Source organism: Angelakisella massiliensis, from assembly GCF_900104675.1.
Classification (GTDB): Bacteria; Bacillota; Clostridia; order Oscillospirales; family Ruminococcaceae; genus Angelakisella; species Angelakisella massiliensis.
Genome location: NZ_LT629945.1, coordinates 1,684,043 through 1,706,869, shown reverse-complemented (window position 1 = coordinate 1,706,869; position 22,827 = coordinate 1,684,043). Strand labels below are relative to the sequence as shown.

At 53.2% G+C, this 22,827-nt stretch carries 24 protein-coding genes; all 24 read left to right on the top strand.

All coding sequences use genetic code 11. From position 1 onward, the window contains the following. Positions 1-666 carry a hypothetical protein gene (locus tag BQ5383_RS13405; RefSeq protein ID WP_071432750.1) on the top strand — a complete coding sequence of 222 codons (666 nt, stop codon included), beginning with the start codon at positions 1-3 and terminating at the stop codon, positions 664-666. Beyond that, complete coding sequence (locus tag BQ5383_RS13400; protein ID WP_071432748.1) at positions 663-1,631, top strand: hypothetical protein; 969 nt, start codon at positions 663-665, stop codon at positions 1,629-1,631. Before BQ5383_RS13405 ends, BQ5383_RS13400 begins: the two co-directional genes overlap by 4 nt. A 16-nt stretch (positions 1,632-1,647) precedes the next feature. Then, entirely contained in the window at positions 1,648-2,202 is a 555-nt protein-coding gene (locus tag BQ5383_RS13395; RefSeq protein ID WP_071432746.1) for an RNA 2'-phosphotransferase, read from the top strand. A 120-nt stretch (positions 2,203-2,322) separates the two neighbouring features. Next, positions 2,323-2,733 carry a DUF5071 domain-containing protein gene (locus BQ5383_RS20175; protein WP_074026303.1) on the top strand — a complete coding sequence of 137 codons (411 nt, stop codon included), beginning with the start codon at positions 2,323-2,325 and terminating at the stop codon, positions 2,731-2,733. Positions 2,734-3,038: 305 nt separating this feature from the next. Next, positions 3,039-3,887 (top strand): hypothetical protein, encoded by an 849-nt coding sequence (locus tag BQ5383_RS13385; RefSeq protein WP_071432742.1) that lies wholly within the window; start codon positions 3,039-3,041, stop codon positions 3,885-3,887. Between the two features lie 11 nt (positions 3,888-3,898). Further along, on the top strand, positions 3,899-9,532 hold the full coding sequence (locus BQ5383_RS13380; RefSeq protein WP_071432740.1) for an immunity protein Imm33 domain-containing protein: 5,634 nt from the start codon (positions 3,899-3,901) through the stop codon (positions 9,530-9,532). Positions 9,533-9,547: 15 nt separating this feature from the next. Beyond that, positions 9,548-10,411: a CbrC family protein gene (locus BQ5383_RS13375; RefSeq protein WP_071432738.1), complete on the top strand. Its 864-nt coding sequence runs from the start codon at positions 9,548-9,550 to the stop codon at positions 10,409-10,411. Positions 10,412-10,439: 28 nt separating this feature from the next. Further along, a complete protein-coding gene (locus BQ5383_RS13370; RefSeq protein ID WP_071432736.1) occupies positions 10,440-10,718 on the top strand; it encodes an Imm32 family immunity protein in 279 nt (92 codons plus the stop codon). Further along, the gene (locus BQ5383_RS13365; RefSeq protein WP_071432734.1) at positions 10,715-11,827 is read left to right on the top strand and encodes a hypothetical protein; all 1,113 of its coding nucleotides are present in this window, start codon (positions 10,715-10,717) and stop codon (positions 11,825-11,827) included. Before BQ5383_RS13370 ends, BQ5383_RS13365 begins: the two co-directional genes overlap by 4 nt. Positions 11,828-11,843: 16 nt before the next feature. Beyond that, positions 11,844-12,173: a DUF4274 domain-containing protein gene (locus tag BQ5383_RS13360; RefSeq protein ID WP_071432732.1), complete on the top strand. Its 330-nt coding sequence runs from the start codon at positions 11,844-11,846 to the stop codon at positions 12,171-12,173. Between the two features lie 29 nt (positions 12,174-12,202). Further along, positions 12,203-12,952, top strand: coding sequence for an SMI1/KNR4 family protein (locus tag BQ5383_RS13355; protein WP_071432730.1), 750 nt, complete (start codon positions 12,203-12,205; stop codon positions 12,950-12,952). 54 nt (positions 12,953-13,006) lie between these two features. After that, on the top strand, positions 13,007-13,357 hold the full coding sequence (locus BQ5383_RS13350; protein WP_071432728.1) for a hypothetical protein: 351 nt from the start codon (positions 13,007-13,009) through the stop codon (positions 13,355-13,357). Positions 13,358-13,424: 67 nt separating this feature from the next. Further along, entirely contained in the window at positions 13,425-13,937 is a 513-nt protein-coding gene (locus BQ5383_RS13345) for an SF0329 family protein (protein ID WP_071432726.1), read from the top strand. 13 nt (positions 13,938-13,950) lie between these two features. Beyond that, positions 13,951-14,529 carry a hypothetical protein gene (locus BQ5383_RS13340; RefSeq protein WP_071432724.1) on the top strand — a complete coding sequence of 193 codons (579 nt, stop codon included), beginning with the start codon at positions 13,951-13,953 and terminating at the stop codon, positions 14,527-14,529. Between the two features lie 20 nt (positions 14,530-14,549). Further along, on the top strand, positions 14,550-14,909 hold the full coding sequence (locus BQ5383_RS13335; RefSeq protein ID WP_071432722.1) for a hypothetical protein: 360 nt from the start codon (positions 14,550-14,552) through the stop codon (positions 14,907-14,909). 14 nt (positions 14,910-14,923) lie between these two features. Beyond that, positions 14,924-15,865: a DUF3885 domain-containing protein gene (locus tag BQ5383_RS13330; protein ID WP_076944482.1), complete on the top strand. Its 942-nt coding sequence runs from the start codon at positions 14,924-14,926 to the stop codon at positions 15,863-15,865. A 24-nt stretch (positions 15,866-15,889) separates the two neighbouring features. Beyond that, positions 15,890-16,669 carry a hypothetical protein gene (locus BQ5383_RS13320; RefSeq protein WP_071432721.1) on the top strand — a complete coding sequence of 260 codons (780 nt, stop codon included), beginning with the start codon at positions 15,890-15,892 and terminating at the stop codon, positions 16,667-16,669. A gap of 11 nt (positions 16,670-16,680) precedes the next feature. Beyond that, on the top strand, positions 16,681-17,394 hold the full coding sequence (locus BQ5383_RS13315) for a hypothetical protein (protein WP_071432719.1): 714 nt from the start codon (positions 16,681-16,683) through the stop codon (positions 17,392-17,394). A 39-nt stretch (positions 17,395-17,433) separates the two neighbouring features. Continuing rightward, positions 17,434-18,318: a spondin gene (locus BQ5383_RS13310; protein ID WP_476726770.1), complete on the top strand. Its 885-nt coding sequence runs from the start codon at positions 17,434-17,436 to the stop codon at positions 18,316-18,318. Beyond that, entirely contained in the window at positions 18,315-19,196 is an 882-nt protein-coding gene (locus BQ5383_RS13305; RefSeq protein ID WP_071432715.1) for a DUF4261 domain-containing protein, read from the top strand. The genes BQ5383_RS13310 and BQ5383_RS13305 overlap by 4 nt, the downstream gene beginning before the upstream one ends. A gap of 55 nt (positions 19,197-19,251) precedes the next feature. After that, positions 19,252-20,220: a helix-turn-helix transcriptional regulator gene (locus BQ5383_RS13300; RefSeq protein WP_071435104.1), complete on the top strand. Its 969-nt coding sequence runs from the start codon at positions 19,252-19,254 to the stop codon at positions 20,218-20,220. A 125-nt stretch (positions 20,221-20,345) separates the two neighbouring features. Further along, positions 20,346-20,948 (top strand): transcriptional repressor LexA, encoded by a 603-nt coding sequence (lexA, locus tag BQ5383_RS13295; protein WP_071432713.1) that lies wholly within the window; start codon positions 20,346-20,348, stop codon positions 20,946-20,948. Between the two features lie 19 nt (positions 20,949-20,967). After that, positions 20,968-21,699 carry an ImmA/IrrE family metallo-endopeptidase gene (locus tag BQ5383_RS13290; protein ID WP_071432711.1) on the top strand — a complete coding sequence of 244 codons (732 nt, stop codon included), beginning with the start codon at positions 20,968-20,970 and terminating at the stop codon, positions 21,697-21,699. Between the two features lie 303 nt (positions 21,700-22,002). Then, a complete protein-coding gene (locus tag BQ5383_RS13285) occupies positions 22,003-22,659 on the top strand; it encodes a sigma-70 family RNA polymerase sigma factor (RefSeq protein WP_172724632.1) in 657 nt (218 codons plus the stop codon). Positions 22,660-22,827: the final 168 nt, after the last annotated feature.

Here is a 22,827-nt window from a genome sequence, read left to right as displayed (position 1 = left end):
ATGGCAAAGGGCATTCGTGAACGCCTGCTGGAGCAGGCAATAAAGTTCCATCAATGGCAGGAAGCCACTTATCCCGGCAAAACCAGCGAGGAGCTCGGCGGTGAGTGGGAAGTCGATTATCCATACTGGAATGATACTTACAGTGCCTTTTGCCATGTGTTGACCCAAATGGATGCAGAAACAGCAGATAGCGTCTTACTGGATGAGATGGTCTATCTGATCGCCAGGGACAACGAAGCGGAGGGGTTTATACAGGAGACCACCTCCCATCCCCGATGGTTCGAGCGCCTCTGCCGCAGGGCCGCAGCCTCCAATGAGAATGAGGCCAAGTGGCAGTTTGCCGCGTATCTGCCGGAATGCCCATGCGGCAAGGAAGTCAAAGATATGATCCTGGACTTTGCAAAGGACCCCAATGAATATGTGAGCCGTCGGGCGCTTCTGGCGATGCCCGCTCTGCGTCCTGACTGTGTGGAGCAGTTCGCTCCGCTGTTTTGGGAGCGCAACTGTTACTCTCCTGAACTTCAGGAATACCAGCGGATCGCCGTTCTGGTCTCACTGGACGCCATCCATTCCGACCTGCTTCCACAATACTTGGAGCAGGCCAAGCAGGATGGCCGGCGCTATCTGCTGGAACACGCAAAAAGGATTGAAGGAGAACTGCTGTGAACGAAAATTTATTCCGCACCCAATTCGATCAAATGGAAACCACCGAGAAGCAGGCTCTGATGGAGCGCCTGGCCGCTCGTTATGATATGAACTTTCTCGGTCTACATACCTTTGACCGCTGGGGGCAGAGCTGCACCACCGGCGTGTTTGAAAAGGACGGCCGGGAGTTCGTCTTTGTCCCCGGCGATACCGTCACCCTGGGCTGGGAACAATTTGCCGTAGGGCTGAATCAGGAGAGCCGAGAGGAACTGGACTATCTGTTCCAGGAATGGGAGATGGAACAGGACCCGGAGGAGATGATCCAGGAAAGCATGGCTCCTGTTCGGCAGGCAGCCATTGGCCCCATGCTGGTGGGCCGGGAACTGGAGGAACTGTGCTGGGAGCCGGTCACAATGGACGATCCCAGACTGTCCGCCCACCCTGACTGGCTGAAACAGTTCCGGGAGTTTGCCTGGAGCGACCTTGACAGCCTTACTATGCACCAGTCAGCCCGCATTGAACGGACGGAAAAGGGCTTTCAGATCTGTATCTATAACCGCACAGACTACGATGCACTTCTTGCCGGGCTGGAAAAGCAGGGGCTTTCGCTGCCTACGGCGGATGAGTGGGCCTATCTGTGCGGCGGCGGGTGCCGCACCCTATTTCCCTGGGGAGATGGAATGGACTACTCCATGCACCTGCACCACTTCGAAAGCCCGGAGAATGAGGACAAGCCCTTCGATATGGAGGAGTCCAATTTCTTCGGCCTGTCCATTGCCTATGACCCCTATATGCGGGAGGTCGTGAAGGCCGAGCAGTTTACCACCTGTGGCGGTGATGGCGGGCGCAGCATCTGCGGCGGACTGGGAATCTTCCTCGGTTTCCTGCCCTGTTCGCCCCACTGCAAGCCGGAAATGCAGGAGGAGAAGGAACTGAACGGCGACTATGACTTCTACCGACCTATTATCCGGGTGGAGGCAATTTGAGAATGCGGAGGGCACCATGAGAGAAACAACACCCGATCTTACAAGGATCAGCAAGTATATCAGCTTGATCCTTCGGCACAAGCCGGAGGTTATTGGGATCAAGTTGGATACCCATGGCTGGGCGGATGTCAATACGCTGCTGGCGGGTATCAGCAGAAAATACCCCATCAACCGGGACATTCTGGAGGAAATCGTGCGGAGTGATGAAAAGCAGCGGTATTCCTTCAGCGAGGACGGGACAAAAATCCGGGCCAACCAGGGCCACTCCATTCAGGTGGATGTGGAACTCCCCGTGACTGAACCACCGGAGACGCTGTACCACGGAACAGCCCAGCGGTTTGCCGCCTCCATCGAGGTCCAGGGACTGCTTCCCCAAAGCCGCCTGTATGTCCATCTGTCCCCAGATCCCGAAACCGCCGAAAAAGTAGGCCAACGGCACGGCCAGCCTGTGATTTACCTGGTGGATGCCGGACAGATGCACCGCGACGGATATCTCTTTTATTTATCCGCCAATGGAGTGTGGCTGACAAAGGTGGTCCCTGCTCCGTACCTGAAACGCTTAGAGGAGTGAATGCCATGCGTACCGCGTATGGTACAGACAAGGTGAACAACACGCTCCGTCTTCTTTAAGAAAGAAAAAAGTATTTGGAGAACGACAAAATAATATTTGAGATGGAGATTAAGAGCTAATATGACAGATATTCACGACTTAGTGCCAAAAAATAAATTTGATAGTTCAAATATAGAGAGGCTAAAACACCTTACTGACAATGAGATTGAGCCGATATTACCCTCTCTTTTGGAGTGGATACAGGACTGTAATTGGCCTGTTGCTGGTGATATTTTGCCGGTGCTCGCTTTACACCAATCAGCCCTTGTTCCTTTAATTCATAGAGTTTTAAGTCCACATGAAAAAGACGACATATGGAAGTATTGGATTATCACCTGTCTGGCACCTCTTTTTTCCGATGAGAGCATAAATTGTATTCTCTCAGATATACAGAGGATTGCAAAAAGTCCTACACAGGGCGAATTAAGAGAAGAAGTACATGAAGCCGCTGTTATCTTCTTGCAGAACAGACTATCAAAAACAGGTCGATAACTTCCCATTTATCGGGGAGATAGCAAAGCCAACCGAGCCAGCAACGGTCAAGATGAACTGCACATTTCATGAGCCGCCGCTGACAGCCTCGACTGTCTTTGCTGATAGGCAATCAATCCGGTCTTTCGGCAGGTGGCAGATATCAAAAAGGAAAATCTGGGTACCAAGTTTTGGGGACGATATGGAACATATTTTTCAGAAGTTCAATCGAACTTTCAGCCCTCAAAAAATGATGTACAGCAAACACAAATGTGCTGTTCTGATAATAAAAAAGATGATAAACTGAAGTAAAAGGAGATACAGACATGGAAGTAATCAAACTGCCAAAAAAGTTCCGCATGGTCTGCTATGAGATCATGGATGGCAAAGAAGAAGCACTCACTGCTTTGGAAACCTTCGCTGACAAATACCCGCATCAAGTGGCAGCAATCAAGGCAGAGGTTGCCTATTTCAATCTGGACTATGAAACAGCACTGAATCTGGATCTGACGGTTCTTCCCTGGCTGGAAGAGTGGTATTACAGCAATGTAAGCGACGAGCACATGATCGCCATGACGGTAGCCGCTATCCAGCTGCACCGGGAGCAGGAACTGATAGAGGCGCTTACGAAGGAACAGGCGCGCATCCGGGCTGAGAATGGCCTTCCCCAGCGGGATCGTTTCTGTGACATCCTGATGGACTACCTCAAGCGGGGCATTATGCCCTTCGCGGACAACGACAAGAACTATCCCTACCATGAACCAGAAGAACCACAGACAAAGGAGCAGCTCTGGGCGAAACTCGTTGAACAGAATAAAAAGCTCTCGCCGGACGATCCCGATGCCAAACGGAAGCTCTATAACCACTGCTGTATGTTCGGAACAGCCAGAGATGCGGTGGATCTGTTTGAGGAGATTCAGGGCGTGCCTATGGCTGACTCCTCCTATCGGGACGCAATCGCCCGCTATCTCTATCTGGGGAATCGGGAGAAGGCGCTCCAGACAGCGGAGCGGTTGGCAACATCGCGGCTGTGGGCGGTTGCCGGGCCGACACAGGTGCGTCCCATGTCCTTCTTTGAGGACCCGAACCTGCGGGAGTTTTTGTTGGAGCCGGAATCCCTCCGGCGCATCCGGGAAGCTGCCCTCATTGATAACGGAACTTTGACACGCAAGTGAGGAGGATGGTCATGTATATCAAAAAATACTGGGGCAACTTTATCGGAGGCTCGGACGACAGCCTGAACCTTGTGGCCTTTTTAGAAGACCAGAAGAAAGAGGAAATCCCCCTCAGCGAGATTTTCGCCAAAATCGGGCTGGACAAGCAGAACTGGGACTTCCGCCAGACCGTGGAGTATCTGGAGTTTACACACTCCGATGGCGTGGAGATGGACTTCCACTTCGCCATTGATGTGGTCACTGATCTGGCCGCCATCCTGCTGGAGTGCAGCGTCAGCGGCAGTGTAAACCTCCACGATCTGGACGAGTACAACCCCCCCTCCCGCCGCATCCGCATCACCGCCACGCCAGAGGAACACGACGCCATGAACAAGGCCCTGGCAGATTTTGCCCAGAATCCGCTGGAATATGACCTCAGTGAGATGATGGACGACGAGGAGATCCAAGAGATGGCTTGGGATGTGGAGGCCTTGCGGAAGGAGCTGTACGAGTCCGGCGGCCGCCGCCGGGACTTCTATGTAAAGGCGGAGGACATGAAGAATCTACTCCCCGACTGGGAGGACGCCACCGGCTGTATCGCCACCAACCGCATCACAGTGGAGGGCTGCAAGGTTGGCTACTGCTACCGGGAGAAGCCGGACGGCGACTGGGACAGCGGCTGGCGCTTCACCGCCGGAGACGAGAGCGACACCTACATGGACGACCCTAACAACGCCGGGATTTACAAGCTGAACACAATCTGCAACGACGATCCCGACATCATCCCTCTGCTGAACACCCCCACCCCCTGCGCCTTTGAGCGGGATGAGAACGGCGTGTTCCAGCAGATCAAAGACTGGAAACCAGATGAGGACGAGGAGGAACAGGATATGGATATTTTGAAGCAGTGCCAGAAGTGGCATGAGGAGGACAAACACCAGAAAATCGTTGACGCACTGGAGGCAATCTCTGCCGAGGAGCGTACCCCGGAAATGGATATGGAGCTGGCCCGCGCCTACAACAATCTGGCGGACTCCAGCGAGCCGGAGGGAAGGAAGCTGCTTCACCAGGCACTGGAACTGATGCAGTCCCATGAGGAGGAACTGGGAGATACTTATTCCTGGAACTTTCGCATGGGCTATTCCTATTACTATCTGGATCAGGAGGGCCGCGCTCTGCGGTATTTTGAAAAAGCTCTGGAACTGCATCCCGGTGATGATCCGAAGCTCAACACCCGACAGAATATTGAGGAACTGATCGACGGGTGCAAGAAGGGCATCTCCCTGCCGCAGTTCTCGGAGTGCTTCCGGGAGCGGACAGAGGACTGGTGGGAAACCTTTGCCGAGATGGAAGCAGAATTGCGCCAGATGATGGATGAGGACAAAGATCACACCCGCGGCGCAGAACTCGTGGCCCAAATGCAGGAAACCCTGAATCTGGTCTTTGACGAGATTTCCTTCGAGATGGGCTTCAATGGCGAGAAGTATGAGCTGATCCTCACCCCGGAGGGGGACAAGGTCAAGCTGTTTGAGCTGATTTACTTCCAGAAGCACGCCCCCAAGGAGGTGCTGGAGTACTGGAACATCCTGGTGGGCCGTCAACCCCTCCAGAACATCGGTCTGCGTACCGAGGATGGATGGAATATCTCTGGGGATGATGTGCAGATCTGGCTGGAGGAGCAGGGTGAAAACAGCTTCGCCATCTCCGCCTACTGCGAAAAGCTGCTGCCCATGCTTCGGGAGGCGGAAGGCCGAGCCTGGTGGATGCTTACCACCCTTACCGATCAAGTGCTGGGCGAGATCTCCCACATGTGGTACATTGATGACTTCAATGTGCTGGAAGAGCCCAAGGCAGAGCAGTCCTTCCTCCTGTCCCAGCTGCCCGATATGCTGAAGGAAAAGGGAGTAAACCTCTCCACCGACCCGGAAGCCTATCTGAACAGCTACCTTGGCTACAAAATGGAACCCAACAAGGACCCGGAAGCCGACTGGCGATTGGATGTAATTGCCGGTTCCACCAACTGTGCTCCGCTCATCAACGGCTATCTGGATGCCGACAATGACTTCATGGACGCGCTCCATGCCGACGGAGCGGTAGCGGGCTTCTTCTGCTATCCCTTGGATACCCTGCGGGAGGAGGAAGGAACGGATAAGATCTTCGACTTCCGGGATAAGCTGGAAGAAGTGTTCACCACCGGCGACGGGCCGGAGGTACTCACCCTCACCGGCGGAGCCACCGGACTCTACTGCGGCTATGTGGACTTCATCGCCTGGGACATTCACTCGGCACTCCAGATGGCCAAGGAATTCTTCGAGGGCAGTGACATCCCTTGGGCCAGCTTCCACACCTTCCGCCGGGAGGCAGGCACTGTGAACCTGAAAACACCGCCCGAGGAGGAACCGGACGATGAGGATCAGGTCCCCGAGCTGGACGAAACGCTGACGGATATGGACTATATCCCTTATACACAGCAGAATGAGGAAGAATTCTTCGCACAGATAGAGCAGTGGAACGACGAGGATGAGTACACCCGCTGCATTCAGGCGCTCAACGCCATCCCGGAGGACTGGCGAAATTACCGCATTGCCTACGCCATGGCACGGGCGCTGGAGAATTACGCTATTTTGGGAGATCATCAGGAGGGAACCCCCAACTACAAGGGGGATAAGGCTCTCCGACGGGCCATCCAGGTGCTGGAATCTGTCCGGGAGGAGGGCCAGGACAAGGCCCAGTGGAATATGCGCATGGCCTATGCCTACCAGTATCTCTATGGGCAGGAGGAAAAGGCCATCCCCTACGCCCAGCGGTGGGCGGAGCTGGACCCTGAGGACGAGGATGCCCCGGTGGTGATTCAGGAGTGTCAGAAGGAGATAGAAAAACGGGCCGAGGCAGAGAACGAAGACGAGAGTGACCACACAGGTGTCTTCACCGGCTTTGTGCTGCTGTCCAAGGCAGAATGGGATAAAGGGCAGTTCATCCGGGACATGAAGGAAAAATGGGACATCCCAGTGGAGGAATACGACGCCAGCGAGGAGAAAGACGACGACGCACTGGTGTTTGAAGTGGGCGATATGTTGGCCGCTGTCAGCTTGGCCACCTATCCCATTCCCGGCGGCGAGGCCGAGGCCAATGCGGAAAATAACTATATGTGGGAGGATGCAGTCAAGGTTGCCAAGGAACACAGCGCCCACATCATGGTTGCGGTGCTGGGCAAAGAGGAGGACCTGCTGGAAAAGGGTAAGCTGTTCGCCAAGGTGGTGGCTGCCTGCTGCCGCCAGAAATATGCCACCGGCATCTATACCAGCGGCGTGGTGTTTGAGCCCCAATTCTATGAGGGTTTTGCCGACATGATGCAGGAAGACGAGCTGCCCATCTTCAACTGGGTCTGGTTCGGCCTCTGGCGGGATGAGAATGGTATGAATGGCTACACCTACGGTTTGGATGTGTTCGGCAAAGACGAGATGGAGGTGCTGGGTACCGACGCCGAGCCGGGCGATCTGCGGAACTTCCTGGCAAACCTTACCTCCTATGTGCTGGAGAATGATGTGGAACTGCACGATGGGGAGACCATCGGTTTTGCGGCAGATGATAAGCACACCATCACCCGCAGCCCGGGCGTCGGCCTGCCGGAGGAGCAGATGACTCTGAAAATCTCCTGGGCGTCATCGGACGGTGACCCTGACGATGGTGACGATGACCCGGACGGCGAAGCTCCCGAGGATGAAGAAACCGGTGTTCCCGAGGTCTACACCGAGGAAGAGACGGAAGCCGTCGAGGGGCATATCCAGCAGTATTTTGGCAAGTTCGAGAATGTGTTCCATGAACTGTCTTCGCCGGATATCCATGTGGACATCTGCGTGGTGCCGCCCTCCGAGGAGCGGGACTACTACACCCTGGTCACCATGGGCATGGGTGCCCACCGGATGAATGTGCCGGAGGAACTGGCGGAATACAAGTTGGAGCGGGCGGAGCTGGCTATTGCGCTGCCGGGGAACTGGAAACTGAAGCATGAGGATTTGAAGAATGAGCGGTGGTATTGGCCCATCCGCCTGCTGAAAACCCTGGCCCGCCTGCCCATTGCCAGCGATACCTGGCTGGGCTTTGGCCATACCATGGACAATGAGGAGGACTTTGCAAAGGGCACAAAGCTGTGCGCCGCCATGCTGACCGGTCCCCAGGACACCGAAGATGGAAGCGAGGTCTGCATCCTGCCGAGTGGTGAGGAGGTCAACTTCTATCAGGTGATCCCCCTCTACCGAGAGGAATTGGAATATAAGATGGAGCATGACGCAGATGCTCTGCTGGACAAAATGGACGGCATCAGCTTTGTGACTTACAATACCCGTCCCAATGCCATGACTATGGGGAAACTTGGCAGCGTGGAGGACGGCGGCGTGATGGAAATGGATTGCGCTGACTGGCACCTGGAAACCATTCAGGAAAAGAATCTGCCGGTGGATGAGCTGAGCGCCTACAACCACATGGCTATTTACCTGCGCTGGTGTATGGAGCACGACCTGATGGGCGAAGAATTCCTTGCGGAGTACGGAGAGGTGGTAGAAAAGGTCAAGGCTGATCCTGCCAGCGTGGATCTGCGGGAATTTATCCGGGATGAGCTGGATGGGCAGCTGGTGGGCCCGATGTTTAACAAGATCGGCCGGGCCTTTGCCTCCTACTACTATGGGGAGCCGGACAGCCCCTATTTCCCCAGCGACATCGACGACTACGCCATTGGCGTCATTGGGCAGGAGCGCAATTACTCCGATGAGATCCAGGATGAAGCCTATTTGTTCATTGCCTTTGACGAGGACTACTATCAGGCCATGGCAAAGGTGATCGAGGAACGCTTCACCAACTGGCAGGGACAGGACTTCGACGAGGACACACTGGAGCCTTCCGAGGTGGCTCAGGCCATCATGGAGTATCTGGACTGCGAGTGTACCTATTTCCCCTCCATGAAGGATGATGACCCCATCATGGCAGCCTACAACTATGCCAAGCGGGACAGCGCCCAGGAAGGCTTTGTGCCGGTGCTCATCAAGGCGGATGACGAAACGCTGTTGGAGTGTCTGGTAATGAATGCCGACCCGGAGAATGAAGCAGACATTTACGAATTTGACCTCAAAACTGTAACGGAGTACCGGAAGAAGATGCTCTCCGCCCCTGTCAAGGACGGAAAGGCGGTTTTGGAAGAATTGACCGGCCAGCGCAAGGAAGAAGCCGAGGACGATGATATGGACTGGGATGAGGAAGTCCTGGGCGAGATGGAGGGCGGCTATGAGAATAACCGTTTCTCCTGCTACTGGGATTCCGGCACCGATATGACCCATCCTCTCATTCTGGCGAAAATTCCGGTGAAGAACCCCTGGGAGATCTTCGCGTATCTGCCCTTCGGAAACTGGAACGACTGCCCGGATACGCCGGAACTGATGGCGGCGGCCAAATACTGGTTCGAGCAGTATGGCGCGGTGCCTGCCGCCATGAGCCACGATGAATTGGAATTTGACCTTCCGGTACCGGTTTCTGAGGAGAACGCCATGGAAGCAGCGTTGGAGCAGTATGGCTTCTGCCCGGATATTGTGGACCAGGAGCCGGAGGACGCCACCGTGGGCGCTCTGGCGGATGTGCTGCGGCAGTCCACTGTCTGGTATCTCTGGTGGGATTGATGGGAGATTGTGACCATGAACGAATATCTGAAGGAATATATTGAACTCCAAAAGCAGTTTCGAGAGACAAAAGGAAATCCAGACAGTGTCCGCGCTCTCTATACCTTCAAGGAGAAACTGGAGCAGTCGGAAGACAAGCAGGCCAAGGAGGTGCTGGTGGATGTGTATGATCTGCTGGACTTCAAGAAGGATGCCTACGAACTGCTCTGCCAAATCGGAAATCGTTCCGATAAAAAAACACTCAAGCGGCTGGGCACGCTGAAGGAATATGCGGAAAACTGGGGCAATCATTATGCTCTCCCCAAGCCCAAAACGCCGGAGGAAAAGCAGAAAGAGAAGGAGCGGCAGGCCCAGCTGGGCCTGCCCACCTTCCGGTATCACCCCAATCCGCTGGAAACCGGCGCTTTTGAGGAGTCCGCGGATGGCGTTGCCTGCGACTGCTGCGGCAAGACGACCCATATTTTCTATACAGGCCCCTTTTACGCTGTGGAGGATATTGAGTACCTGTGCCCGGAGTGTATCTCCAGCGGCGAGGCGGCCCGGAAATATGACGGCAGCTTCCAGGACGATTGCTCCGTAGACGATGGCGTAGAGGACCCGGCCCGCCTGGACGAGCTGATCCACCGAACTCCCGGCTACTCCGGTTGGCAGCAGGAATACTGGCGCGCCCACTGCGGCGACTACTGTGCCTATCTGGGCCATGTGGGTGCCAGAGAACTGCGGGCGCTGGGTGTGCTGGACGATGTGCTGGACGATCCCATGTGGGACGATGAGCAGAGGGAAATGATTCAGGAATCCGTCAATGGCGGGCATCTGCAATGCTATCTGTTCCAGTGCCTCCACTGCGGAAAACACCTGGTCTGGATGGATTTTGATTGAGGAGTTTTCAAAAGGTGGGATACAAGCGATGAAACCCAAAACACTGACCATTCAACTGAATGATGAACAACTGCCCATCCTTCCAGTGGAACCGGAAGCCCACCTCTCCTTTACCACTCATGCCGATGGAAATGAATTGGAGCTAACGGGAAACCGGGCGGGGCTGCTTCTATTGGCGAAAGCCGCTTTGGGTATGGCAGAAACCACTCGTGAGGATGGATTCCACATCCATCTGGATGACCTGTATAGCATCAACACCGAAGGAAAAAGCATCCTGATCCGAAAGGAGGAACGGTCAAAACCATGATTGAAAAAACCTTCCTCAACCCCGCCACAAATAAGCAGTGGCGGATTGAAATTGACGGACATACCATCCGAACCTGCTTGAATGGCGGGAAGGTCAAGGAGATCCTGTGTGACTCCGCCTTCCAGGTCAAGAGCAAGGCCGCCAGTGCCATGATGGGCCAGATGCGGAAAGGATTTGTCTACCATAATTCGGATGCCGCTGTTGGGCAGGCGCGGTGCCATCGGTTTGTCGGCAAGGACAGCAACGGTTTTATGCCCCTGGCTGCCGTCCTCACACGGGATGACTTCTTCCTGACAAGGGTGGTCGGAGATTTTGAGGACGAAACCCTCTATCACTTCGATGGCAGCGGGGAGATCCTCGAAACAGTTTCCCTGGGCGCAAAGAGAATGACCTATGAGCAGGTTCTCTGCCCCAATGATACTCTGCTGCTGAACAACAGCTATCTCCTCCAACAGTTCTCACTCCGCACCCATGAAATCACGCCCTTCGCCAACAAGAAAAACAGCATGAAGACCATGCTGGATGCCAGCGGCGACCTGGCCCTGTGGTACACGGGCGAGGAGATCGTCGTCTTTGACTTTGGCAGCAACACGGAGGTATGGCGGGAAGCGGTAAAATGCAAGAAGTCAAAAGACCCGAATTTTGCCTATTACTGCTTCGGGATGCTCTCTCCCCGGCAGAGCAAAGCGGCCTACCGCGTCACCGAGGGGGAGTATGTGCTGGTCGATTTGAAGTCCGCCCCAAAAGTAGTGATTCACAATGAGGGCTGGCATCCCTTCTTCTCTCCGGATGACCAGTGCTTCTCGGTGGGCGGCAGGTTCTATCTGACCCAGACCGGAGAGGAAATAGCCAATCCTTTCCCGTTTTCTGTCCGGCAGGGGCTGAGTTTTTCGGATACCTGCGCGGTGAGGACAAGGGGCAGCCTGATGGCTGTTCAGCAGGATCGTGGCAGCTCCCCCATAGAGCTGTGGGATACCGGCAGCGGCCAGCTGCTGGCCACCATTGATGACCCCTTTGTGGTGCGGCAGGTGAATTTTGCCTTTACCAAGAGTGGACTTGTCCTGCACACCGACTACGGGGCCATGAGCATCTATTCTTGCGCCCTCTGAAACGGAGGCGGAGGAAATGGCGTATGCTGATTTGAAGAATAAACTTGATGAGTATAACTGGGATGACGGGTTCGAAGTCCCAAGAACAATCCTCGCTGACCCGGACTGCGATTTGGCATTGGCGTTGGAGATTTTCTATTTGGCCGGCGGGTACGAATACTTGGAAAAATCAGCGAAAAGAACTAAGCTGCAAAAGTGGAATCCATTTATTACCGTCCTATATGAAGACATCTTAGACAACAGATTTCCTAAGACAGATGCATCGTTTGAAATTCCATTGAGCAAGGTGCAGAAGTATAAACTGCGGAAAAAGGGAGCTGCGGAAATCTTTCTTACGGATTTATAGTTTTTCATTTATCAGGGAGAATCGCACCTATGGACAAAGAATCATTGACTGAAAAACTCCTGGACTTGGTTGAGGGACGGGAAACACCTGAAACCTGGCGGAACTGGTGGGACGAACATGAGACGGAGTTGGAAGCCCTGCTGAGTCGGGGTGAATTCCTGAAACTGAAGCCCTGCCGACACGGTTTTCAGTGGGTCCCGGTGTTTGGCAGCCAAAAGGGAGCCATCGCCATTCTGGAAAAGAGCGGCACAGCATTTGAGGCCAGCAATCTCTACCAGGAGCGGTATTTGGCCGAGCTGGACGCTTTCTGCAAGGAGCAGGAGCGGGTGCAGCGGGAAAAGCAAGCGAAATTCAAGGCCGACAACCCGGAGCTGTTTCGACGCTATCCCAAGTTCTCCAAGGCGTTGGCAAAGGTGCTGGACCCCACGGATGAGATCAAGCCCACCGCCACGGAGGAGCAGATCGGGAATCAAGAAAGCGTGCTGGACTTCACGCTCCCGTCCCAGGTGAGGGAGTTTTTCCTGCTGACCGCAGGCATCCAGGCATCCACAGGCGTGATCCTTTCCCTTTCCGGGATGTTTGATCTGACCATCCATGGAGAGAGGTATTGTGTGCTGGGCGAGTTCTGGAAAGAAGCGGACGGCGACCAGCTCCTGCTCCGCCCCGGAGAGGAAACCATCTGGTACTACGCCCATGAGCAGGACAAGGTAAAGCGCCTCTGCAATGATATGACAGAACTGCTGGAGAAGAAACTGGCGAGGTATCTCAATGAGCAATAAAAACAGCGCGGCGGTTGAGAGCTGAACTGTAAATGGATGAAGGAAAAATGAACAATGACATTAGAAGAAATGTTCTGTGATCTGTACGATAAATATGGTAAGGATTTTAACTGGTATCTGCTTCCCCTCACACAGGCGGACGGAGCATTTGTCGTTGAACTAAACAAAGAAATAGGACAAGGCCACTTCTTATCCGGCAAAAAAATCCGGGCGGTTGCGAAGTGTGATTCCAATGATGATGTGCTATATGTTGTCAGAAGCGGAATAGGAAGGGACATCTACTATATGTTCCATTTGACTTACTCAGCACATAATGCGGACGGATTTCCCCGGTATGTGGAGTTTACAGATCTATTTGCAGTAAAAGAATTTATAGAACGATCATATATCGAGGATTGTATGTAATCTTTAAATTTTAATCAATTGGGAAGTTTACCTTACCCGCAGCCACAGCCGAAAGGAGGCGGTCGCTATGCCAACTTGGAGCGGAATCCGGAACAAGCTGGAAAATGATTACCTGTGCCCGGCGCTCCGGGGCCACATCCAGTATTTTGCCACCAGTTACAGCAAAAGCGCTGACCATGAGGGCCGGGCAGCCATTCGCATGGACGGTGTGGAAGTGCTGCGGAGCAACTACTACACCTATTTTGAGAATGTGTGGACAAAATTTCATCACCTGCGGTCCACAACGCTGAAAGATTGCGACTCCGCAAAAGAGGCCATCAACCAGGCTCATGCCTTTGCGCTGGAGCAGGGCACCTTTGACCAAAAGGTGTTCTATGAGGCGTTTGGGATCTTTGACAACCAGAGCATCGAGAAAAGCCTTGTCAGCGAGAATCCTCTTGTCCGCATCTTTGCTCTCCTGGATCGAAGGCTGGGAAAGCGCCGCCTGCTGGCTTTGGAGAAATCCATGGAGCAGGAGCTGGACTGGGTGCGGGCCTTCTATGTGATCCGGATGCAGGTAGAAGGGCTGATGGAGGATTAAGGAGGGATTTATCTTGTCAAAAGCTCTCACTGAAGGCGCAATCTTAAGTATTCAATTGGAAGAAACAGCATGGACAATCGGTCAACTTTGCTGCCGTTTTGAGTTGGAAGGGCAAAAATACAAACAATATACAATGGCATTCTTTGATGTGCTGTTTTCAAGTGAGGAAGAATTGGTAGAGAATCTTGACAGCTTGAATTTAACAAAGCCAATCATCATTACAACACTGAATAGACACCCGCAAAGAGGATATGGATTACATCTTATAGGGAATAAAACTATTTCATACACAAATGTTCCAAACTATAAAAGTGATATATCCCCAACGCTTGGTTTATATAAAAACAAATCAACGGACTTCGACCATTTGCTAAATGCGTGGTTTGGTTTTTTGCCATGGGACGGATTTTGTAGGGAAGATTATGTTGATGCATTCCTTACTCCAGGGACAAAAAAGAGAAGTGATATCAGATTTATGAAAGATTTTACAGTGGAAGAATTGAAGGAGATTATGCCCGCAGGAAGTATTGCTTTAATTCAACACTTACAAAAAGATAATGTAAAAAACAGTGTTCCACCTAATGTGGGGTGAAATAGAAAAGAGGAATCTCTATGTCACAGATCGCATCCTTTTATCTTCTCAAAGACGGCCGGCGGCAGGAACTGTCCAACGGCGACTGCTCCGGCGCGGTCTATATGGCCATCTGGGACTGGTGTGAGAGCGAGCTGGATCTGGATGTCCGTTTTCCTGCTCCCCAGACGGAGGACACCCTGGACTGCGCTTTGCTGGAGGGAGAGCTGGCGTCTAATGCGCTGGCAGCCCTTCGGGAGCAGGACCTCCCGAAGCTGGCCGCTGAAATTGCCCCAGACTGGGATCTGCCCGCCGAGGCGGTGCAAAGCGGACTTGAAACGCTGCACTCCCATCTGGAACTGGTGCAGGGCGACGCTGCCCTGCTGTATGAAATGTTATAAGGCGGAGGGATATCATGCTGGCAAAGCGGTTTGAAGACATTTTACATAAGCTGGGCATGGCTGGACTGGAACACCCTCTGTTCTACCATGCGCCGGTAGGCATTCGGTTTGAGATCGGCGGGGAGGAACCAATCTATCTGGACAGGAGTGCAGCGAAGCTGAGACCCAACCCCGCCTATGTTCAGGGTGCGCTGGACCGGGCCGCCGCGATCTATCGGGCACTTCCGGCGATGCCGGACCTTCTGCGGATCGACGGGTATCCCGATGAAGAACCTGCCGAGTCCCTGCTGACCGTTATCCAGCAGCGAATGGGACTTCCGGTTCCCGATGAGCAACTTCCAGCCATAGAGCTGGATGAAGATGGGGATACCCATGCACAAGTGCAGTTTTACTGGGATCTCAGCGGGATTACCTTTCAGCCGGAGCAACTTCTGCGGGAGATCATTCTGGGGGATATCGGAGGCTGGAGCGGCTTTGTGTCCAGCGTTTATCTGACAGGGCCGGGACCGTACCTCTACCACCTATACGATGACCGGGGGCTGGATGTGCTGGGCAGTTCCAGAGAACTGCTTTTGCCGCTTTACCATCAGTTTCATGGCTGGATCTTGGAGTATAATCTGGAGCAGATCGACCGGGTGTTTACAGCGGAGCAACCACAGCGGCAGAAGTTCACCATCGACGGCCGCCGCTTTTCTAACATGGCCGGCTTTTATGACGAGGTGGAGCGGGTATTTACATCCGGTTTGGACTGGAAGATCGGTCGGAACCTGAACGCTTTCAACGATATTCTCCGGGGCGGTTTTGGGCGGCATGAGTATGGACAACCCATCCACATCCAGTGGCTGGCCTATGAAAAAAGCGTCCGTAATCTCGGGAAAGAGACTATGGACACCATTATGGAAATCATTTTAGATACGGACCATTCCGGGCACGACTGTACCCTGGAACGGCTTTGACCAAGCACAAAAGGAGGCATCACTATGGGACTTGACATCTACGCCGGAACATTGACCCGGTACTATTCTCACAACTGGAAAACTGTTGTTCAGCAGTGGGCGGAAGAAAATGGATGGGGCTTTCAAAAAATCACGCCGGATGGAGAAGCTGCTGATAACGAGGAAGAAATGTCCCCGGCTGAGGTCCAGGCGGCGGTGGAGAACTGGCGGGATCAGATCTTGAGCGCCATTTCTCAGCCGGGCCAGCCTCCCTATGCTCCTTGGCCGGAGGATAATGAGAAGCCCTATTACACCGACAAGCCGGATTGGGATGCCTTCGGCGCAATGCTGCTGGTTGCCGCCTGCCATACATACAATGAGCCGGTGCCTTCCACTGTGGAGAAGGACTGGAACTTCGGGGAGCATCCTCTGGTCGCCCGTCTTGCATCGGACGAGGAGCGGGTGTGGTCCCTGCTGCGTGGGGCAACCTGGTGGCTGCCTCTGGCGGATTCCTTCTTCTTTCAGGCGCCTCTGCCCACCGATAATCAGGCGATGATCGCCACCCTGGGCGGACTGCGGAAGGAGCTGGAGAAGCTGAACCAGCTGGCATGGCAGGCCGATGAGGATACCATTCTGAGCTGGAGCGAAACGGAAGGCTATCCGACAGACGGCATTATTCCCGCGCATGGGAAAATCAGCAGGGCAGATATTCAGGAGCATACCCAGTTTGACACCCAATCCCTGGCCAAGTTTGCCTTCTCCATGTTCTGGAGGGCCATGCGGTTTGCCGAGGAACAGCAGGTGCCCATTTTACTGGATTACTGAGGAGGAATTTTATGGGATATGATGTAAGTTTTCACCCGATTTCACCAGAGGAAATGCGGGAATGGTATTTTACTCCCCTAACCTGGATACGGCAGGGACAGGAGGAAAAGGTGCTGGCCCTTGCCGTACAGCATGGAATCGAAGATTTCTATGCAGAAAAATATCTGGATACCCTGCGGGTTGGGGTTGGAACAGAATCCGACGAGCTGTTTGACAAAAGCCATGGCTTCTATATTGCAGTGATCCAAGGTTTTTTCCGGGATTACTATTACACCAGAGGCAGTGCCTTTTCTTTCCTGGTGGAAGAAAAGCCGGAATATGAGCGGTACTTCACCTCGTGGGATCAAGTGACTCCTGTTTCTTTTCCAAACCCCATGCAGAACCGAATCATCGAAAACTATTGCTCCGGTGTATATCTGTCTCCAGATCAAGTTATGCAGCTTCTCAAAGACATGGAGCAGGACCCCAAAGTGCTTGAAGATCTGGAGAGACATTGGAGCGATGGGCAGTTTGCTGTTCTGAAAAAGGCTCTTACTGCTGCGGCTGAATTGGGTACTGGTCTGCTGGAAGCCACCGAAGTAGTGGAACCGAATCCCCTTCACCCGAACGAAAGCACATGTTACTCCAACCTGTTCCACTGTGATCGTGATGGGGTGTATCTCTATATCGACATGGCTATGAAACAGATCGCCCAAGCAATGGCGCAAAACAAGGACGACCTGTGAGGGCAGAAGTTGAATCCCAGAAAAAGTTGTTGCAAGGAGGTGGAGACCGTGGAGCAAAAACGCCCGGCAGATATATTTCAGGAGCTTCTGGACTACCTGTGGAACGGCCTGGGCCTGGAGGAAAAGGGCTGGAAGCGTCTGAAAAAAGGCGACTTCAAAAAGAAAACGAAAAACGGGCTGACCTATCAGATCTGGTTTGACCGGAGCCACTACAACTACATAGACTACGAAATCGGCCATGGAAATGTGGAGGTGGGCTTCAGCTGTATCATAAAGCAGGGAGATGACTACCTCTACTCTTTCAGAATTGTACCCACAACAGGCGGTTCATTCTTTCGGATGCTGACAGAGGACCTGCGGCTGAACACCGGGCTGCTGGACACCTTTCTGCCTCTGGTCAAAGCCAACTACCTCGACTTCATCGACCGCTTCGAGGCAGACCCCGTGGAGGCATTACAGCCGGTCTGCGCCCCCTTCACCGAGGCGGAGGACTACAGCTGGTTCATCTATGTGCGGGAGCAGATGGTGGAACGGTACGGAACGGCGGAGCAGATGGAGGAGTACCGCCGTCAGGCAGAATTGCGCGGAACGCCGGAGTGCAAGGCGAAGACCCATACCGGAAAGCTGCTGTTCTACCAGTCCCATGCCAAGGATGTGGATCATGCCTGGGCCTCAAGCCGCACCAAAGAGGAACTGGACCAGGTGGTGGAACCCTTTGTGCAGGCCAAGCGGCAGACAGGACAGTGGACGCAGGAGGATGAGGCGGGCTATCAGCTCTACCAACAGGAAACAGATCCGAAGAAGCGCACCTTTCGGGTATGGTATCTCATCGCCAATCCCCGGGGCCTGCCGAAAGAGTTTGTCCAGAAAGAACTGGAGTTCCGGTGGAAGCTGTTCCCGGAGAAGAAGGAGGAAAGCAAATGAGCAATCAAGTGTTCCAGCAAAACCTGGATGACAAAAAAGGCCCCCAGCCCGGAGGCCCCTATCTCATTCAGATGCTGTTTAAAGAGCCGGTGGAGATGCCGGACAAGGATGAGATGACCGCTGTGATGGAAAAGCACATCGGCGCTGTAGAGTGTTTCTGCCGTGATAAAAAAATGGCCGGATTTGCCGCCCTGGATCATATCGCGGAATTCAAGGACGGCAAATGCCCGGTGCAGCTAATGGTGATGAAATGCGACAAGTTCAAGGGCAAAGGCTTTGACTCCTTCCTGATGAGCCAGATGTGGGACTGTCAGGAGGATCGGGAGCGGATCTTCCGGGAGTGCCGGTATCAGGTCGTGGCCACCGATATGCTGGCAGCGGCGCTTCCGGCGCTGGAGCGGGCCAACCTGGATGCCGACTTTTTGGATGCTCTGGCGGAACTGTATCCCACCTGTGAGGCGTTCTATTTTCAGAACTGTGGTAAGCTGTTTCTGGCAGAGGATGTGCGCTCCCATCAGATTGAGGGCCCGGATCGCTTCATCCGCTTTGGCGTCAATGTCCGATTCTTCAACATCGAGGGCACCGAGGATATGCTCATCGACACGGTGGGCATGAGCACCCTGTTTCTGCCTGATCTCCAGTACCACTTCCATGGTATGGACCCCAACTGGGTGGTAAACCATGCTTATAATGTGGCGTCGTACATATTGGAGCATGATAACCCGATTCAGGATGGGGAAACCATAGATGGTGTAGAGAACGGCCAGATGAGCCGGGAGATCCAGTGGAAGTGCCAGTATGAGGACGCCCTAATCCAGCCGCCCAGAGGAGTGCTGGATATCTGTATGGGTGAATATGCTGCTGGAGGCCGCTCATAACTCCCAGCGGCAGGAAGAAAATCAGGCGGAAAGTCTCAGGAAAGGAGGCCGCCTTATGCCAAGCAAGAACCGCCCCCTTCTCATCCTTCGGTACCTCTGGGATCACACAGATGAGTTCCACCCAGCTACCATCACAGAAATCTTGGCCTACCTGGAAACCCAAGGTGTTCGTGCGAACCGGAAAACAGTGGCGGCAGACATTCAAGACCTTCAGGAATGCGGGTGGGACATCGTTTGCAACCGGAGACGCCAGAATCAATACTTTATTGGAGACCGGGGCTTGGAGTTGCCGGAACTCAAGCTCATTATCGATGCGGTACAAGCCGCCCGGTTCATCTCCTCCCACAGAACAGAGATCATTCTGGAAAAACTGACCCAGATGGCCAGTCCTTCCGATCAGGAGGAAATGCGCCGACGGCTATTTGTTCAAGGAAAGGCAAAAACTACCAACGAAACGGTTCTCTACAGTATTGATCTGCTTCATACTGCCATCCGGCAAAGGCAGCCGGTATCGTTCCAGTATCTTGACTATACCAACAAAAAAGAAAAAATCCCAAAGCATCAAGGCCGAGTTTATCAGCTTTCCCCTTATGACTTGGTCTGGGACAGTGATCGGTACTACGCAGTAGGATGGTCGGAAAGCCATCAAAAAGTGGTAAAATTCCGAGTGGATCGGATGCTGTACCCGGATTTTCTGAAAAAACCATTTCATACGCCACCGGAGGACTATACGGTAGAAACATACTTCCGCCAGGTGTTCCAGATGTATGACGGGGAGCCCTGTCAGGTGACCTTGCGCTGCGCCGGTGGTTTGATGAAGCAGATCATTGATCGCTTTGGTGAAGATGTTGATACACGGGAACTTGGAGATGGAACCTTTGAAGCCAGGGTGAACCTATCCGCCAGTCCCACATTCTATGCATGGGTTTTCACCTTCGGCGGAGGAATCCAAATCAAAAGTCCAGAGTCAGTGCGAAAGGCATACCAACAGATGCTGCAGACCTGCCTGAATGCGGACAAATAGCTCAAAATTCATTTCAAGGTGGGCGCTAAAACGCCCACCTTGATTTTACCCTCTTGTACCCATTACCTCTACCTGCTATACTAAAGCTAAACGAAACAAATTGTTTTGGATAGGAGAGATAGGCCATGCGGTATAAAAGCGAGGAAATGAAAGAAAAAATCATTTCGTCCGTTGAATCCTTCTTTTTAACCCATCGCCGGACACCTACAATAACAGAGCTTACCGGCTTAGCGGGTCTCTCTCGTGGGAGGGTCTATTATTACCTGAAGGAGCTGGATCAGGAGGGCCGTATCCGGTATGATGGAAAGCGCCTGGAGACCCCTGTTACACGGAAGGCGTCTCCGGAAGTAGAACTTTCCCCGGTTCTGGGGACTGTGGCTTGTGGCCAGCCCCAATATGCGGAGGAGAACTTCGAAAGCTATGTGGCCTTACCGACAATCATCTTCGGTGATGACGCACATTTTATCCTCCGCGCCCAAGGGAACTCTATGGTAGAGGCCGGAATCGAGGACGGAGATCTGGTGGTGGTGCGGAAACAAAATACCGCTCGAGAGGGAGAAATCGTTGTGGCCCTGGTGGAGAACGAAACCACTCTCAAGCGGTTCTATCTGGATAGCAAGCGCCGACAGGTGCGGCTCCATCCAGAGAACCGTGAGATGGAGGACATCTATGTGGACCACTGCTATATTCAAGGCGTGGCGCAGCATATTATCAAACAGGTGAAGTGACAGAAAAAGGAGGGTATGTATGAAAAATTTTCTGTCCCGAACTGAAGCGGACGAGTTGTGCGACAGCTTGGTTCGTCCATTCTGTGGGGAAGGCGGGATCTCCCGCGTGGATATCGACAGCTTTGTAAAAAAAGCATTACGCTGTCCAGTTTTTTATGAGTCGTTTGCCGAGAAAGACTTGGATAAGATCGGCTTCTGCGGGGATGGACAAACCCCTCTGCAGGTATACCGGAACGGAAAACCTGCGGCCATAGTCTTCCCAAAAGAGGCCATCGTGCTGGAAAGTTACCTGCTTCGTGAGGATGAGCAGGGGCGGCGACGGTTTACACTGGCTCATGAAGCGGGACACGTGTTAGCGTCCCGAATGTGTTCCAGTCAGGCAGCAGGCTTCCATTGTCCCTATGACTCCGCTCGGATCTACAATATTGGAGAACTGCGGGAACGGCTCTCCATAGCAGAGTGGCAGGCCAATACTTTAGCTGCCTCTTTACTGATGCCTCGCTTTCTGATTAAGCAGGAATTGGAGAAGTACACCGGCGGAGAATATCTGCCAGTCTATGGGGAGCGGGTTTTCCGTCCCAGGGAAAAGGAAATCCTTAGTGAAATCTCCCGAACAATGGAGGTATCCTATACTGCTCTGGTCATCCGGCTGCAAACCCTGGGTGTGCTTAGCCGCCATCCCCTGTCAGAATATCTTTTCAAGGAACTTGGAGTGGGAGGCGACTTCGATGCGGATGGCCACTACAACTGATTTGCAAAAGCGAAAGGCTTTAGCAGACCGCTCCCAAAGGGAGTCAGAGCGGCTGACAGAAAGAGTCCTCTATTGTCCTTGCTGCGGTTATAAGGTTGGAATCGTCTTCTCCGATTCCGCTGGGCATATCAAAGCCAAGTGCCAAAAATGCAAAGCTGTCTCAGTGCTGAATCTGGCATACTTCCGCCGGCAGCACAGGAGATGGAACCTCTGGTAATCCACCATAAAAACTGAATCATCCTATCACTCAAATCGAGCAAGCGGAGGCGACCCCCTATAGGGTCGTAGACTACCAAGCGCCGTGTGAGGCCGGATAACAGAGTAATCTCTGTTATCCGACTTCTGCGGCGCTTTTTTGCTGCCCGATTTGCCTTACACGGAGATGAGAGTCCTTTTCCGGCTTGTTCGGGAAAGGAACTTTCATGTATTTGCAAGGCTGGCAGGCTGCTGTCGCAGCTTATCCCTGACCCCTGGCTCAGATCGACCATCCATCATCTGAAGCTGGAGGAAAGGGCTATGAAAGAGAAATCCAACCGAAATTCCAAAAAAGCAAAAGTATATACCATCCCTGTCGAGGGAACCCGTGTACAGGTGACTCATGAGGTCTATCAGGCATACTACGGCTTCGAACGCCATCTGCGGACTTTGGAAGAGAAAGATACACGAAACGGAACCGTCTGGTACAGCGACCTGGACACCGAGGAAACATTGGGTGAAGAAATGATTTATGACCCGGATGCCCCCGACGTGGAAACAGTTGCGGTTACCCATGTGATGCAGAAAGCTTTGCGTAAGGCACTGACCCAGTTGCCCGAGGAGGATTACAGGCTGATCCGGATGCTTTACTACGAAGGAAAAACCATTCGTCAGGCTGCACAATTGCTGTGTTTGCCGACCATGACAATCCATTACCGCAAAGAACGAGTCGTGAAAAGATTGAAAAAACTCTTGGAAAACTGAAAAAAGTTTCGTACAACCCCCTGTTGAACTCGGCTTAATAGTGAGGGGTATTTTTAGACCCCGCCTGAACTTTGAAAATTGAATACCCAGCAGACTGAATCACATCAGCGGACCGGCCCCGAGAGGGGACAAGCGATGCGGAGGATGCGCCAAGACCCGCCTGTGCAG